The sequence below is a fragment of the Pseudaminobacter soli (ex Zhang et al. 2022) genome, from assembly GCF_014595955.1.
Classification (GTDB): domain Bacteria; phylum Pseudomonadota; class Alphaproteobacteria; order Rhizobiales; family Rhizobiaceae; genus Kumtagia; species Kumtagia pseudosoli.
Window position 1 is genome coordinate 22448 of sequence record NZ_JABVCF010000006.1, and the last position, 13864, is coordinate 36311.

The 13864-nt window shown below is 62.0% G+C and carries 16 protein-coding genes and 4 pseudogenes; 16 read left to right on the forward strand and 4 right to left on the reverse strand.

The features are described from left to right. Positions 1 to 61 precede the first annotated feature (61 nt). From HUI96_RS12315 to HUI96_RS12340, 6 genes and pseudogenes are all read left to right on the forward strand, one after another. Positions 62 to 607, forward strand: coding sequence for a carboxymuconolactone decarboxylase family protein (locus tag HUI96_RS12315; protein WP_188254963.1), 546 nt, complete (start codon positions 62 to 64; stop codon positions 605 to 607). Between the two features lie 94 nt (positions 608 to 701). Then, entirely contained in the window at positions 702 to 1133 is a 432-nt protein-coding gene (locus HUI96_RS12320; protein WP_188254964.1) for a VOC family protein, read from the forward strand. Between the two features lie 64 nt (positions 1134 to 1197). Then, a complete protein-coding gene (locus tag HUI96_RS30060) occupies positions 1198 to 2796 on the forward strand; it encodes a 2Fe-2S iron-sulfur cluster-binding protein (protein WP_188254965.1) in 1599 nt (532 codons plus the stop codon). A 183-nt stretch (positions 2797 to 2979) separates the two neighbouring features. Continuing rightward, positions 2980 to 3060, forward strand: a pseudogene (locus tag HUI96_RS12330) (DUF1348 family protein); the annotation flags it as partial. A 170-nt stretch (positions 3061 to 3230) separates the two neighbouring features. Then, a pseudogene (locus tag HUI96_RS30265) lies at positions 3231 to 3424 on the forward strand (hypothetical protein); the annotation flags it as partial. Then, on the forward strand, positions 3387 to 3758 hold the full coding sequence (locus HUI96_RS12340; RefSeq protein WP_273033178.1) for a zinc ribbon domain-containing protein YjdM: 372 nt from the start codon (positions 3387 to 3389) through the stop codon (positions 3756 to 3758). The pseudogene HUI96_RS30265 and the gene HUI96_RS12340, both read left to right, overlap by 38 nt. A 414-nt stretch (positions 3759 to 4172) precedes the next feature. On the opposite strand, the gene HUI96_RS12345 is transcribed toward HUI96_RS12340, so the two are convergent. The 3 genes and pseudogenes from HUI96_RS12345 to HUI96_RS12355 all read right to left on the reverse strand — a co-directional run. Beyond that, positions 4173 to 4952, reverse strand: a complete 780-nt coding sequence (locus HUI96_RS12345; protein ID WP_188254967.1) for an alpha/beta fold hydrolase — start codon at positions 4950 to 4952, stop codon at positions 4173 to 4175. 322 nt (positions 4953 to 5274) lie between these two features. Further along, positions 5275 to 7227, reverse strand: coding sequence for an isochorismatase family protein (locus tag HUI96_RS12350; RefSeq protein WP_188254968.1), 1953 nt, complete (start codon positions 7225 to 7227; stop codon positions 5275 to 5277). A gap of 30 nt (positions 7228 to 7257) precedes the next feature. Beyond that, positions 7258 to 7685 (reverse strand): annotated as a pseudogene (locus tag HUI96_RS12355) (hypothetical protein); the annotation flags it as partial. Between the two features lie 149 nt (positions 7686 to 7834). Here HUI96_RS12355 and HUI96_RS12360 point away from each other — a divergent pair. Continuing rightward, entirely contained in the window at positions 7835 to 8659 is an 825-nt protein-coding gene (locus tag HUI96_RS12360) for an LssY C-terminal domain-containing protein (protein ID WP_188254969.1), read from the forward strand. A 109-nt stretch (positions 8660 to 8768) separates the two neighbouring features. On the opposite strand, the gene HUI96_RS12365 is transcribed toward HUI96_RS12360, so the two are convergent. Further along, positions 8769 to 8939, reverse strand: coding sequence for a hypothetical protein (locus tag HUI96_RS12365; RefSeq protein ID WP_188254970.1), 171 nt, complete (start codon positions 8937 to 8939; stop codon positions 8769 to 8771). Positions 8940 to 9017: 78 nt separating this feature from the next. On the opposite strand from HUI96_RS12365, the gene HUI96_RS12370 reads away from it, so the two are divergent. The 9 genes and pseudogenes from HUI96_RS12370 (at position 9018) to HUI96_RS29395 (ending at position 12842) form a co-directional block, all read left to right on the forward strand. Then, a complete protein-coding gene (locus HUI96_RS12370) occupies positions 9018 to 9449 on the forward strand; it encodes a hypothetical protein (protein WP_188254971.1) in 432 nt (143 codons plus the stop codon). Positions 9450 to 9459: 10 nt separating this feature from the next. Beyond that, positions 9460 to 9732: a hypothetical protein gene (locus tag HUI96_RS12375; RefSeq protein ID WP_188254972.1), complete on the forward strand. Its 273-nt coding sequence runs from the start codon at positions 9460 to 9462 to the stop codon at positions 9730 to 9732. A gap of 8 nt (positions 9733 to 9740) precedes the next feature. After that, entirely contained in the window at positions 9741 to 10139 is a 399-nt protein-coding gene (locus tag HUI96_RS12380; RefSeq protein ID WP_188254973.1) for a hypothetical protein, read from the forward strand. A 74-nt stretch (positions 10140 to 10213) separates the two neighbouring features. Continuing rightward, entirely contained in the window at positions 10214 to 10417 is a 204-nt protein-coding gene (locus tag HUI96_RS12385) for a Mu transposase C-terminal domain-containing protein (RefSeq protein ID WP_210320151.1), read from the forward strand. Positions 10418 to 10516: 99 nt separating this feature from the next. Beyond that, on the forward strand, positions 10517 to 10903 hold the full coding sequence (locus tag HUI96_RS12390) for a hypothetical protein (protein WP_188254975.1): 387 nt from the start codon (positions 10517 to 10519) through the stop codon (positions 10901 to 10903). 11 nt (positions 10904 to 10914) lie between these two features. Continuing rightward, the gene (locus tag HUI96_RS12395) at positions 10915 to 11601 is read left to right on the forward strand and encodes an ATP-binding protein (RefSeq protein ID WP_188254976.1); all 687 of its coding nucleotides are present in this window, start codon (positions 10915 to 10917) and stop codon (positions 11599 to 11601) included. Positions 11602 to 11719: 118 nt separating this feature from the next. Further along, positions 11720 to 11941, forward strand: a complete 222-nt coding sequence (locus HUI96_RS12400) for a hypothetical protein (protein WP_188254977.1) — start codon at positions 11720 to 11722, stop codon at positions 11939 to 11941. A gap of 59 nt (positions 11942 to 12000) precedes the next feature. After that, positions 12001 to 12360, forward strand: a pseudogene (locus tag HUI96_RS30270) (TniQ family protein); the annotation flags it as partial. A gap of 11 nt (positions 12361 to 12371) precedes the next feature. Next, positions 12372 to 12842, forward strand: a complete 471-nt coding sequence (locus tag HUI96_RS29395; RefSeq protein WP_237684111.1) for a hypothetical protein — start codon at positions 12372 to 12374, stop codon at positions 12840 to 12842. The last annotated feature ends 1022 nt before the right edge of the window (positions 12843 to 13864 follow it).

The following is a 13864-nucleotide window of genomic DNA, read 5'->3' on the forward strand; positions in this document are numbered from 1 at the left end:
GGCCATTGTCCTCGCAACGAGCGGCGACCGCCGTTCGGATCGCTTCGAAAAGGACTTCTCCATGGCCCGCATCCCCGCCGTCGACCCTGCCATCGCCTCCGGCGAGGCCAAGACCCTCCTCGATGCCGTGCAGGCGAAGCTCGGCATGACCCCGAACTTCCTGCGCGTGCTCGCCCACTCGCCGGCCGCCCTCGGCTCCTTCCTGGGCCTGTACGGCATCGCGGAGCAGGGCAGCCTCGATCCTCAAACCCGCAAGCGCATCGCCTTGGCGCTGGCCGAGCAGAACAGTTGCGAGTACTGCCTGTCGGCGCATACCGCCATCGGCCAAAGCGCCGGCCTGACGGGCGACGAGATGGAGGCCAACCGCCAGGGCACCTCGCAGGATGCGAGGGCCGCGGCCGCCGTCGGGTTCGCCCGCGCGCTCGTCGAGCACAAGGGCGAGGTGACGAACGCCGAGATCGAGGCGGTACGCCATGCTGGCTACGGCGAGGCCGAGATCGTCGAGATCATCGTGCACGTGGGCATGAACCTCCTCACCAACATCCTCGGCAAGGCCAGCCGCATTGAGATCGACTTCCCGAAGGTCGCCCTCAGGCAGGCGGCCTGATTCCACCTCGCGCGGACCCTTGCCCCCGGGTCTGCCCGGGCGGGCACTCGCCTCCGGTGCCCGCCCCTCCCTCCTTTCCCTTCGGAGCTCTGCAATGACGGATGCTGCCTTGACGTCGGGGGTCGACCATGTCGGCCTAACCGTCTCCGACCTCGCCGCAAACCGGACCTTCTTCACCGGGTGTCTCGGCTGGACTCTGCTTGGGGAGAACCCCGCCTACCCGGCCGCCTTCGTCACCGACGGCACTACGCGGGTGACGCTCTGGCAGGTGAAGGATCAGGAAAGCCACGTGCCCTTCGACCGCCACCGGAACGTCGGACTTCATCATCTCGCGTTGCGGGTAGCGGAACTGTCGACGCTAAAGGCAATTCACGAACGCGTCGCGAACTGGCCGGGCGCCGTGGTCGAGTTCGCGCCGGAACGAAACGGCTCCGGACCCAGTATCCACTGCATGGTCCGTGAGCCGGGCGGCACCAGGATCGAGTTCACGTGCCTGCCGCAGGCCTCTCGTTACGCATTCGGCTGAGACGGGATCAATCCTCCTGCGCGTTCGGAACTCCCCCCCTCTTTCCTCCTGGAGCACGCGAGCCATGGCCCGGGCCTTTGCAGAAATCACCTTTACCCCGAGCGTCAAGGCGGCCCAGGCCCGCCACGGCAGCCGCGCCGCCAACACGGGCTTCGAGCACGCCGAGGACCGCCGCGATGTCCTCACGAGCCGCGAGGCCGAGTTCATCCATGCACGCGACGGCTTCTATCAGGCCAGCGTGAGCGAGACCGGCTGGCCCTATGTCCAGTTCCGCGGCGGCCCGAAGGGCTTCCTCAAGGTGCTCGACGAGAAAACGGTCGGCTATGCCGACTTCCGCGGCAACGTCCAGTACATCAGCACGGGCAACATCGACGCGGACGGCCGCGTCGCCCTGATCCTGATGGACTACCCGAACCGCCGCCGTCTCAAGCTCTGGGCGCGGGCGCGGATCGTGCATGAAGACGAGGATCCAGGCCTTTTGGCCCGGCTGGAAGTCCCAACCTACCGCGCCCGGGTCGAACGCGCGGTGGTGATGACCGTCGAGGCTTTCGACTGGAACTGCCCGCAGCACATCACGCCCCGCTTCACCGAGGAAGAAATCGAAGGATTCGTTCAGCCGCTGCGGACAAGGCTTGAGCGCCTGAGCGCCGAGAAAGACGCGCTGAAGTCAGCCGGAACGGTCCCGCCGACGACGCTGGGGAGCGGGCCACTCGAGTTGGTGGTCGCAGGCATTCGGCAACTGACGCCCCGGATCAGGGCTTATGAATTGCGTTCTTCCGACGGCTGCCTTCTGCCGCCCTGGACCGCGGGCGCGCATCTCGCCCTCCCGGTGCGCCTTCCGAACGGAAGCCAGGAAACCCGCACCTATTCGTTGATGGGCGACCCTGCCGATCGGGAGGCCTACGAGATCGCGGTGCTCCGGGACGACCAGGGCACGGGCGGTTCGCTGAGTGTCCACCGCGATTTCGCAGTCGGGACGGTTCTGCATTGCGGCAGGCCCGAGAACCTGTTCGCCCTGCATGAGGATTCCCGCCTCAGCATCCTCGTCGCCGGAGGCATAGGCATCACGCCGCTACGGGCGATGGCGTTGAGCCTTCAGGCGAAAGGACGTCCCTTCGAGCTTCACTACGTTGCGAAGACGCCCGCCGAGATGGCCTTGCGCAGCGACCTCGAACGCCGCTTCGGCCATCGGCTGAAGACTTATTTCAGTCGCGGTCAGGAAGCGAAGCCACTTCCGGTTCACGCCTTGATCGCCCGGATCCCGGCTGACTCGGTGGTCTATGCGTGCGGCCCCGCGGGCCTGATCGACAGCGTGCGCCAGAACGCGGCGTACCTTGGCCTCGGCAATCAGGTACGCTTCGAATTGTTCGGTGTCCCGGCGCCTCGCGCCAGCGACCGATCCATTGAACTGCGCCTCGCTCGAAGCGACCGGACCATCGAAGTCGCAGCCGACGAAACCATTCTGGATGCCTTGGTCAGGGCTGGGGCCAATCCTGGCTACTCGTGCCGGGCAGGCAGGTGCGGGACCTGCGCCGTGAAGGTGCTGGAAGGGGTCCCTGATCATCGCGACAGCACTCTTTCCGAGGCCGAGCGGAGTCGTGCCGGGCTCATGTGTATCTGCGTGTCGCGGGCCGAGTCCGAGTACCTGGTCCTCGACCTGTGAAGCTCACCGCCAAGATGGCGCTCATGAGCGCTGTCGACGAATCCGCGAAGGCGGCCAGATGTCCAAAAGCTCAACCGGTCTGGATACCGTTCGTGCTTCGGGTCGCCCGGCAAAGTGCGCTTCAACTGGCTGCCGTCTCGGCGTTCGGCCATGGCGTTCCTCTATTCCAACAGGAGATATCGCATGAGCCGTCCTCCATTTCCCCCGTTCACCCAGGCTACGGCCGCCGAAAAGGTGCGCCTAGCCGAGGATGCCTGGAACAGCTTTCAGACAGTGGCAAAACTGACTTGAACGGCCGCCATCGGCGCACAGCAGTCGTTCACGGCGTGGCAGACGCAAGTCGGCTCCGGCCGATCACGCTCGAAGGAGCTCCAAAATCGTAATCGGAGACGACGTTGTCCTCGGCAAGCACTTGCCCCTTCACACTGAGTTCGTCCGGCCATTCGCTGCGGCGGGCCGTGCCTCCTCCGCCGAGGTCGACGAGCGCCGTGCAGAAGCAGTTCGGCCATGCTCCGCCGAGATGACCCGCCGCTACCAGCGCAGGCGCGACCGCTTCCGCGCACGGGGCGACCAAGCTTTTGTTGGCTCCAATGCAAACACTTGGCTATACGCTGAAAAACATGACTGAGAGCCTGCCTCCTTGCCCCGCGTGTTCCTCCACCTACGCCTATCAGGTGGATGCCCTCCTCAATTGCCCGGAATGTGGACATGAATGGTCGCCTGGAGCACCGGCCGACGACGCGCGCGAGTTTCGCGACAGCGTAGGGAATATTCTTTTGGACGGCGACACCGTGACGGTGATCAAGGATCTGAAACTCAAGGGTTCGTCTTCGGTGATAAAGGTTGGAACCAAGGTCCGCGGCATTCGTCTTGTCGATGGCGATCACGACATCGACTGCAAGGTTCCAGGATTTGGCCAGATTGGCCTGAAGTCCCAGTTCGTCAAAAAAGTCTCCGAATAGATTCGCACAGAAGCTGCAATGAGCGGGTCCTCACGGGCTGACGCTGATCCACTGCTCTTTACGTGTCCGGCTATCGGTTTCAGCGACTGCTATGGGGGCGGATCGCCGCCTTCGGGCAGCTGTGCAACCACGACCTCCAGCGTGATCGCCGGCGATGTCTGCGTTGAGGAAGCGGAAAATCTGACCTCTACGGCCAACATCGGGCGCAGAGGGGCCGGCTCGGCACAGTCACCAGCGTGTCTGCTTTCATCAACGTACGAAATCGCTGAAATGATCCGACGTGGAGGCAAAGTTTGCTTCTCTGGCTGGGAGGGGCTCCTCGGGTTCGCGAGGAGCCGCCTCCTCAGTTCTCGGTGCTCTCAGTTCGGGTCAGTGCATCCTCCACATCGTGGCGGCGAGCGTTGTTGAATCGCTTTAAGGTGCGTTGGCCGCGTCTTCGATGACTTTGGCCACAGCCTCGGCGTGCGAAATCATTACGACGTGCGAGGCGCCCTTGACGACCACCGTTTCGCGCGAATGGGCACGGTCGGCCATCCACGCATGCAGCTTCGGCGGTATCGCGGTGTCGTGGTCACCGTAGACGAACCAAGACGGGAGGGTCTTCCAGGCGGGCTCGCCCGCCGCTTCGCCGAAGGCAATGTCAGTGACCGGCCGTTGCCCCGCCGCCGCCAATTTCGCATCGGCCACGGGCAGGTCGGGCGCGAAGGCCGCGTGGAACTTGTCCTGTCGGACATAGAGATCGTTGCCGCCACCTGCCAAAGGCACCGGCTGTGCCAATGTGTCGGGGCCGATCAGGCTACCGGGAAACTTGGCATTGAGGCCGCCGGCGCTCTCGCCCGCCTCCGGCGCGAAAGCCGCGACATAGACGAGCGCCTTGACGTTCGCCTCACCATGTGCCGCACCGCTGATCACCATCCCGCCGTAGGAATGTCCGACGAGCACGATGGGCGTCTTGATGGTGGCAACCAGACTGCGGACCGTGTCGGCGTCGCCCTTCACGCTACGTAGCGGATTTGCGGCGGCGACGACGGGATAGCCGGCCTTCTGCAGTATGCCAATGACACCGTACCAACTGGAAGAGTCGGCGAATGCGCCGTGCACAAGCACGATGGTCGGCTTGGCCGGCTGCGCCATTGCCACAAAACCTGTCAGCAGGAGGCCAGCCAATGCGAGGACAGCCGTGAATATTTTCATGTCAACTTCCTCCTTTCGCTCAATGAGAACCCGACCACTAACGGGCGCAGCGTATTCATCGGCCGCATTCGGGCGTCGTCCCGCTCATCCTCCTATTCAATCGGACTTTGCGTCTGATGACCTCAAGCGCCATGCCGATGCAGGCCATCCCGGGTTCTGCCCAGCCTCGGGCGTCACGCGTACCGATCACCCGCGGAGCAATATCGATGCGCACCTGAATAGTCTCGCGGCCGGGGATGCTAAGATCGTGCCGCAGCAGATTGTCGAGAAATGAGAACACGGGCGGATGGAAGCGAAAGGGTGTCCGCCCGCGTCCCCTCGCTCAGTGGAACGGCTTGAACGCCGCCCTCAGTTCCTGAGCGAAAATCATCGGCTGCTCCCAAGCGGCGAAGTGGCCGCCCTTCTCGGCGTGATGATAGTAGATGAGGTTGGGATAGGCCTTCTCGGTCCAGCTCCGCGGCGCCTCATATTGCTCGCCGGGGAAGACGCTCACCGCCACAGGGATATTGACGCCCTTCACGTTGAAGAACCCTCCCTTATACTCCCAATAGAGGCGGGACGCGGACACGCCCGTATTGGTCAGCCAGTAGAGGGTGATGTTGTCGAGGATCTCGTCCCGGGTCAGTTCGCCGGTGGCGCTCTCATATCGGCCCAGGGCCTCGGTGACCGCCGCTGCGGGCTGGCCGCCGCCGTCACCATGGTCGAGCATATAGGCTGCGAGGGCGACGGGCGAATCGGCAAGGCCGTACAAGGTCTGGGGCCGCTCCGCCATCATCATGTACATGGCCACATGCTTGTAGGTGAAGAGGAGCTGCTCGTAGGCGCGTTTTTCCTCGGCTGAAAGACCGGAAGGTGGCGGATCGCCGGCTAAGGTCGCCTTGTCGATGTCCGCCGGAACGGTCCCGGGCATGTTGGTATGAATGGCGAGCAGCCCTGAAGGCGCTTGTAAGCCCATCTGGTCCACCACGAAGGCGCCCCAGTCGCCGCCCTGGGCAACATAGCGCTGATAGCCGAGGCGCTTCATCAGCACGTCCCAGGTCTTAGCCATGCGCTCGGGACCCCAGCCGGTCGAAGTCGGTTTGCCGGAAAAACCGTAGCCCGGCATCGACGGGATGACCACGTCGAATGAGTCTTCCAACCTGCCGCCAGAGGCAACCGGGTCCGTCAGCGGGCCAATCAGCTTAATCTGTTCGATTATCGAGCCCGGCCAGCCATGGTTGATGATCAGCGGCAGCGCATTGGGATTCTTCGAACGGACGTGGATGAAGTGAATTTCCTCCCCATCGATGTTGGTGACGAACTGAGGCAAGGCATTCAGCTTCGCCTCCGCCTTGCGCCAGTCGTAGTCCGTCGCCCAATATCGGGCGAGTTCCTGCATCGTCGCCAGCGGCACACCCTGAGACGAGTCCGAAACGGTCTCCTTCTCCGGCCACTGAGTCGCCGCAACCCGTTGGCGAAGGTCGTCGAGCGCTTGCTGCAAAAAGTGGACTTTCGGGAACGGACGGATCGACGCGTCTTCGGTGACGTTAGCGGTCGGGATGGCGGTTGCCGTTGCGCCACTTGCTTCTTGAGCCAGTGCGGTCGTTGAAAGCATGGCCGTTGCCGCGGCGGTGGCAAGGATCTTCATGGTCTTGGTCATGTCATCCTCACTTTTTCCGGACAAATCGTTGATCACTTCGTCCGTCGTCCGGATGGCGTGAGCGAAGGTGGGGCCGTTGATCTCATGTGCGGCATGCATATGCTCGTGGCCGAAGGCGGCGGTCGCGTCGCGCACCAGCGTGACGTGGTAGCCAAGCTCCATCGCGAAACGGGAGGTCGACTCGATGCAGGTGTTGGCCAGCAGACCGACGACGATCACATGGGTCATGCCGTGCTGCTTGAGCTTCATGTCGAGGTCGGTGTTGGCGAAGCCGCTCTGCCCCCAATGCTCGGCTGCAACAATGTCGCCGGGCTTGGGCGCGAAATCAGGGTGGAATTCACCGCCCCATTCACCACGGGTGAAGAGGTGATGTTCCATAATCTTGCGCTGCGTGGGGTTGGGGTGGTCCCAATCCTCATAATCGCCGGGCTCCCAGCGCCGATGCGGGACAATAACCACCTGGACGCCGGCCGCGCGCACGGCGTTGTCCAGCCGGCGGAGGTTATCGAGTAGCCCGACCTCGTCGGCGATCGGCTTCAATCTGGGGTAGGACTTGCCGCTTTCCGACAGGAAATCGTTGTAGGGGTCGACCAACAGGAGTGCGGTGCGCTCGATGGGATAGTTTGGATGCGCCATGTTGAACGCTCCAGTTGATCTTGCGGAACGTCAGTTCTTGAGCGCGGTCCGCTCGGTGCTGGCCGCGAAGAGCGGTGTTTCGCCCTGGTTGTGTGCGATGGACATCGGCTAGCGTTGCGCCCGGAACAGATCGAACGGGATACCCTGTCGGTCGAGGAATGCGATGAACTCCTCGGTGCCGTGCGAGCCGACGTGGTTGGTGAACTCGCAGCGCTGGTCGTCGATGGCCTTCACGCTCTGCTCCGAAAGGACGTGGATCGTGGTCCGGCCGGTCGGCGTGAGTATATCAGAGATCGATCCAGAATGATGGTCTTTCTCGCCCAGGGTCTCGACATCGTGCTGTCCCATCGGGACAGCGCCGACCACCTCCGACATTGATCGGACATCCGCTTGCCGTCGGGAGCGGTGATGTAGCCGGCCGCGACATGGGCCGGAGAACAGCCCTGATATTCATGCTCGCATGGTGAACTCGGCAGCCCGCATGATAAAGTCGGTCGAAGTCGGAGTCCGCACCGTCACCGTTTGGGTATATTCGACTGCACAGATCCCGGTGACGAACAGCGAGGCCGACGGCGAGCTCCTCCGGTGCTAGACGGGAGAGGGTCCTTTGAGATTGCTGACGCGCCTTTTCCAGAGGCTTCTAGTTCTCTGTTTGGGCGTACTTAGCGTTTGGCTGATAGTCTTCGTCGTCTTCGATACTGCTGACCGCAGACTTCCATGGATCCTTGCGGTGAGTCTTACATACGGCTTGGCTGCCTATGTTATTCTGCCAAACGCGATCCGAATGGGCCTCAAGATACTTCATCGTGGACTTGTCCCCAGGTACACAATCACCGGCGATGGTCTGCCCGGCGACCCTGTGAATCTCGTCTTCATCGGCACGTTTCAACAACTTTGCGATGCATTTGCGACGGCGGGCTGGTCCACGGCCGATCGTTTGGGGATGGCGAGTTCGTGGCGAATGATACGAGCATTTCTGCTCAACTCTCCGTATCCGACCGCTCCTTTCAGCACCCTCTATCTCTTCGGGCGAAGGCAGGACATCGGTTTCCAGGAGCCCATCGATAATAGCCCGCGTAAGCGCCATCACATCCGGTTCTGGGCGCTTAGCCTCGACCACTCCGAGGACGATGTAAGTGCAGCGAGCTTCTGGTTGAATACCGACAAACCTTCGGCTGACCAGCGCGTATTATGGGTTGGGGCGGGCACCAGAGACACCGGATTTTCTCTCACTTGGCTAACGTTCCAAGTCACACATGCCACCGATTCAGATACGAACGCTGAGCGCGACCACATAGTCAGCGAGCTGAGAGCAAGGCGCGTGATCGGCGATGTCACGTTGCACCAATCTGGTTCACGTTTGCAGACCGGAAAGGTCAACCATTACATCACCGATGGTGAAATCGCGTTCGCCAGCTTGATAGGAAATTGAACAAGCGATCGGAGCTCTTCCCCGCCGAGACCGTCTTTCTCAAGCCGGATCAGCCGCTCCTCTCGGGAGGGATGCTCCCGTTTCCGGTCGATCCCACCGATGACGGAGACTATTCCGACCTCACAAGCGTACCGTGGCTATGGAAGCCGACGGAGGAAGCGACACCTTCTCGCTGGTATCCAGCGCGCACGAAGGGGCACTCCCGCGGCACCATCACCAACCCGAAGACGCGGAAGGCGAGCAGCTGCGCGAGCACGTACGAGATGAACCTCGCGTACATGCTCTGCGCCACAAGGCATGTGTCACTGGTCGAGGACCAGCCCGAGGCAACCGCGAAGACGGCGATCGGAAGCACACCGTGGACTACCGGGCGACGATGGCCGTCAGCGGCTACAAGGTCGTCGCCGCCGTCAGACCCTCATGGCTCTTGGACAAGGACGACCTTCGACACACGGTCGAGCGCATCAACGGAGGATCCCTCCAAGGGTTCGCCGACGAGGCGATCATCTTGACAGAGGGTGAGATCACCAACGATCGCGGCTGGAACGCGAAGAGCATTCTACGCGCCCTGAAGGGCTCAGTCGGCGACGACAACGCACGGCTCACGGACCACGCGGCGAAATTCCAGGGGATGGTGGCGATCCGGGCGCTCATCGACGTCTTCGATTGCGCTACTGCCGCTTGGAACGCCGTCTGGTGCCTCGTCCACGACGAGATCCTTCTCCCGGCCCGGCCCGACCTCAAGCTCGTCGACGCCCCGTACGTCCGCTTCAACCACAACGCAATCTGAAGGACCAAACATGGAAACCAATCTGCATTCCGTTCTTGCGCTCCAGCACGGCGCTGTCCTGCCTGTCTTCCACCGCCTGCCGGAGAACGCCCGCGTCAGGGATCTCGGCATCGACTATTGCGTCCTTTACTGCGACCGGAACGGCGCCGCGCTCCAGCGCATGGACGAGACCAACGCCACAGTCACGTTCAGCCAGGCCGAGGGCTGTGCATGTCGGCCGCGATCGACGTTGCGAGCCGAAGCCTCGTCGGTCTCCATGTCAGCGCCGAGCCGCCTTCCATGAAATCGGCCATGACCATCCTGGAGATGGCGACACGCGACAAGACCGAAATGGCCCGCCGGATCGGATGCCAGTCTCCGTGGCCCCAGGGCGGCACCATGGAAACCGTTGCGGTCGACAGCGCTGTGTACTTCGCCCCTCGCTCGTTTCGCGTCGCCGTGAACGATATGGGCAACGACCTCTTTCTGCCTCCGGCCGGAGAGGCGCCGTGGCGCGGCTTCATCGAACGCTTCTTCGGAACGTTCGCACATCAGATGTTCAACTACTTCAATGGCCGCACCTGGGGCTCCGTCGCAGCCAAGGGTGACTACGATTCCGAAGCGAATGCGGCTGCCGTCGCCGACCAGGTCGCCGAGTGCATCATCCGATGGGCGGTGGACGGCTATCACAACACTCCGCACAGCGGTTGAACGGGGCCACCCCGCTCAACCGCTGGCTGGAACTCAGCCGTGACTACGGGGTGATGCCCGGCCCGAGGGGAGCAATGCGCGCCCACCTCTTCGGCACCTACATCAAGCGCATCATCACTAAGAAGGGTCTTCGCATCGCGGGCCTGCAGTTCCAGAGCAAGGAACTGCAGCAGGTTCGTCGCACGAGCGGCAAGACCCCCATTGTCGGCCGCGTGAACAATCATGACCTCGGCTCCGCCTCGGTTTGGACCGAGGAAGGTTGGATCGAGGTGCCGTGAGTCCACAGAGAACTCCAGGGCGTGAGCATCTGGCTGGCGGCTACCGAAAGGCTCCGGCTCTTCAACGCGGAGAACGCATAGGTTTCCCGGGGCACGCTGATGGCGACGTTTGCCTGGCTCAAGGAGCAGGCAGAAATGGCGCGGCTGGAGTCCGGACTCGTGAACCCTGTCCTGACCGACGAGGACTACCAGCGCTTCGAGCGGAAGATGGACCGCGTCTTCGACCTCGTCGACAAGCCATTCGAGGGAGAGATCCGGCCGGAAGGCGAGTGGCATCCGTCCAATGAACTCTTCGCCGCTCTCAATATCCGGCCTGTCGTCTACGCCAAGGCCAAGCAGTCCGCGAAGGCCATCCGGGAAGAGGCTGAGGACGGAAGCCGCCCGCAGATCGGTCCCGCGCCGAAGCTGCAGCCGGCGCAGCAGAACGAGGACCCTGAGGTATCCGTCGTCCTGCGCATCAGCAATGACATCTTTGACAACGAGTGAGGAGACGAATGATGACCCAGTTCGACAAGGAACTCGACACCAAGCGCAGCCGAGCCGCCATCGATCGCGTCCGTGGCCTGATCGGTGAAAACCGTCTCGCGGTCGCCGACCGCATCGCAAATCTGTACAACGAGTACATCGCGCTCGACCGCGACAGACTCTTCCGGGACGCTTTGACGGCATCCGTCGCAAGCGTAACGACACCGATCACGGGCAAACCCGACAAGAGGCACATCGTGGCGGTATGCGGCCGTTCTGGTGCAGGAAAGACCACGGCTGTCGCAAAGCACATTGGAAGTCTCAAGGCGATGCAGTCATACGTCGATGAAGACGGCGTCATGATCCACCCTGTGATCTTCATAGAGGGGCCCTCCCCGTGCACGCCGCGCCTTCTTGCCATCGCGGGTCTCGAGGCGCTCGGTCATACGCCGCCTGACCGGATCCGGGAAAACGAGGCCTGGCAGCTCTTCCGCCGCCTGCTGAAGGTCCACAAGGTGATGTGGGTCGTCATTGACGAAGCCCAGAACGCGATCGAGACCGCGTCCGTGCGCGAAGCGACTGTGATCGGAAACGCATTCAAATCCCTCACGCAGATGCGCGAATGGCCTGTGAGACCTGATCCTTGTCGGAGTTCCTCCTCTCGCGAGCTTCCTCGCCCGCAAGCAGTTCTACAATCGGCGGACCGTCGTTCCGTTTGACAAGGTCGACGCCGACGGAAGCACCGACCTCGTCAGAGACGTCCTCAAGACAATTATCATCGAGCATGCCGGCCTGGGAATCCAGATCGATCTGGAGGGAGACTTTCTGAAAAGGCTGATGCACGCATGCGACGCGGAATTCGGCTCCGTCGTCCAGATGATCCGGGCCGCGGTTGAGCTCGCGATGCTCGCCGACACGGATCACGTCACCCTCGATGACTTCGACCGGACGTACGCCTCGTTCTCCGGATGCAGGCCGAGCAAGAACGTGTTCAAGGCCGACAACTGGGAGGAGCTAGAGCCTTGGACCGCACTGCTTCGCGACGACGATAGGGCCTAGGAGGAGGAGCGGCTCAGATCCAAGGGCAAGAACGCTACCAAATACGGAGTGCGCCCCCAATGAACAGGCTTGCGGAACTGCTTCCCTTCAACGCTGGCGAGACGGTCGCCAGCTACTGCTCCCGGCTGGCGGCCACATGTGGCTATCGGCATGCACGCTCCTTCGGCTTCGACCTCAGTTTTCGCTTCCAGGGCCTAGCCATTGGTGACGAGCCGGAGTTGGAGAAGTTCGCTTCCATCCTCGATGTATCCGCATCGTCGCTGTCTCCCGGGGCGGTCGTGACGAACGGCCACATGAACGTCCTCGCTTGTGAGAAGCTAACCCGCTCTCATATGGAGCGGCAGCGGCTTCGGTTCTGCCCGTTCTGCGTTCAGGATGACGAACGGGACAAGGGCGGGCGACGCGGCTTCCGCTCGTACGGTCGACTGTCATGGTTGGTGAAACCAATTCGGGCCTGCCGACATCACGGCGCGCGACTGATCACCTCGGACCGCAAGATGCACCCAATGTTCATCATGATTTCGCAGCCAATCTGGCGGCGGAAGCGGATAATTTCGACAACCTGCTGGCGGCGGCCGCACCAATGGAGCCCGACACACTTCAGCGTTATGTCGAGGCACGTCTCGGGGGCGCAAAGACTGAATCCGCGTGGCTCGACACCATGCCGCTTTATGTTGCGGTCCGCCTGTGCGAGACCGTCGGCGCATCGGAAAGGCATGACATCCGGTTCCACAGCAATGCGCTAGATGAGCGCGAGTGGTTGGCCTGTGCGGGTGCGGGGTTTGATCTGCTTCGCGATGGCGAGAATGATTTTCGTGACTGGCTCCAAAGCCACCTCGTCCGCTTTCTGAGCAGTAAGCGCGACATGGGCGGTCGAGCACTTTTTCGGCCGTCTCTATGAATGGCCTGCCCATGAGACATCGGATCTGGCGTTTAATCCTGTTCGCGACATCATGCGTGACGTGGCACTGAGCAACCTTCCTCTTGGCCCCGGTGACGACTTCTTCGGCCCCGTCACCGAGCGGAGGCTCCATTCCGTGCACTCGGCCTCAAAGGAATTCGGTGTTCATCCGAAGCGCCTTCGTAAGCTTCTATCGAATTGCGGCTTGGTATCCGTGCAGGACAGTGCGAAGACCTTCGAGCGGGTTCTTCTCGACGCGGCAATAATGGAGAGGTTTGCTGTGGAGGCCGGAAGCAGTCTCGACGTTCCCGAGGCGAGGGCATATCTCGGAGTCAGGCGGGTGCAGTTCGAGCGTCTCGTGAAGCATGAGTTCATCAAGCCACATGGGGGAGACCTTCCGCGAGTAACAATGCAGTCGATCGAAGGTTCTCGCCGGTCGACCTCGATGAGTTTCTCGGCCGATTGCGTTCGGCAGTTACGTGCTCCGATAATCGCGGCCTGAGCAGCCTGCAAGAGGTCGCCCGGAAAGCTGGATGCACATTTGCGGAAGTTATCGGATTGATCCTTGGGGGCGAACTGCGAACGGTTGCTTTGTCCCCGGATTGCGTGGGCATTGCTGCAATCCGGCTTGACGTTGACGAAGTCAAAGAAAGGACCGCCTCTGAGGACCATAGGTGTATCACATTGCGTCGACTGGAGAGACTAATTCCGGCATCGAGCCGGATCATCAAGGCGCTTGTCGATGACGGTCATATGCCTACAGTCCAGAGGCAAAGTCCGGTCAAACGGAACATGCAGACCGTAGTCGAACCCGGTGCTTTCCTCGCTTTCATGGAGGAGTACGTGTCCTGGGAAGTCTGGCAACGGGGTGCGGAACCAGAACGTGGAGCTTGAAGCGCGAACTCGACAACGCAGGGGTGTCACCCCTGTTCATCGCAGCGGATATGCCGTTCTATCGACGGCCGGAGATCCTGGCCTAAATCTTTTCTAAGCAGTCTTTCGGACTTGCAGCCGGGTCTCTG

Coding starts and splice junctions, on each gene's coding strand:
- HUI96_RS12315 (WP_188254963.1), top strand. CDS start 62: ATGGCCCGCATCCCCGCCGTCGACCCTGCCATCGCCTCCGGCGAGGCC.
- HUI96_RS12320 (WP_188254964.1), top strand. CDS start 702: ATGACGGATGCTGCCTTGACGTCGGGGGTCGACCATGTCGGCCTAACC.
- HUI96_RS30060 (WP_188254965.1), top strand. CDS start 1,198: ATGGCCCGGGCCTTTGCAGAAATCACCTTTACCCCGAGCGTCAAGGCG.
- HUI96_RS12340 (WP_273033178.1), top strand. CDS start 3,387: ATGCAAACACTTGGCTATACGCTGAAAAACATGACTGAGAGCCTGCCT.
- HUI96_RS12345 (WP_188254967.1), bottom strand. CDS start 4,952: ATGAAAATATTCACGGCTGTCCTCGCATTGGCTGGCCTCCTGCTGACA.
- HUI96_RS12350 (WP_188254968.1), bottom strand. CDS start 7,227: ATGGCGCATCCAAACTATCCCATCGAGCGCACCGCACTCCTGTTGGTC.
- HUI96_RS12365 (WP_188254970.1), bottom strand. CDS start 8,939: ATGTACGCGAGGTTCATCTCGTACGTGCTCGCGCAGCTGCTCGCCTTC.
- HUI96_RS12375 (WP_188254972.1), top strand. CDS start 9,460: ATGGAAACCAATCTGCATTCCGTTCTTGCGCTCCAGCACGGCGCTGTC.
- HUI96_RS12380 (WP_188254973.1), top strand. CDS start 9,741: ATGACCATCCTGGAGATGGCGACACGCGACAAGACCGAAATGGCCCGC.
- HUI96_RS12385 (WP_210320151.1), top strand. CDS start 10,214: ATGCGCGCCCACCTCTTCGGCACCTACATCAAGCGCATCATCACTAAG.
- HUI96_RS12390 (WP_188254975.1), top strand. CDS start 10,517: ATGGCGACGTTTGCCTGGCTCAAGGAGCAGGCAGAAATGGCGCGGCTG.
- HUI96_RS12395 (WP_188254976.1), top strand. CDS start 10,915: ATGACCCAGTTCGACAAGGAACTCGACACCAAGCGCAGCCGAGCCGCC.
- HUI96_RS12400 (WP_188254977.1), top strand. CDS start 11,720: ATGCACGCATGCGACGCGGAATTCGGCTCCGTCGTCCAGATGATCCGG.
- HUI96_RS29395 (WP_237684111.1), top strand. CDS start 12,372: ATGGTTGGTGAAACCAATTCGGGCCTGCCGACATCACGGCGCGCGACT.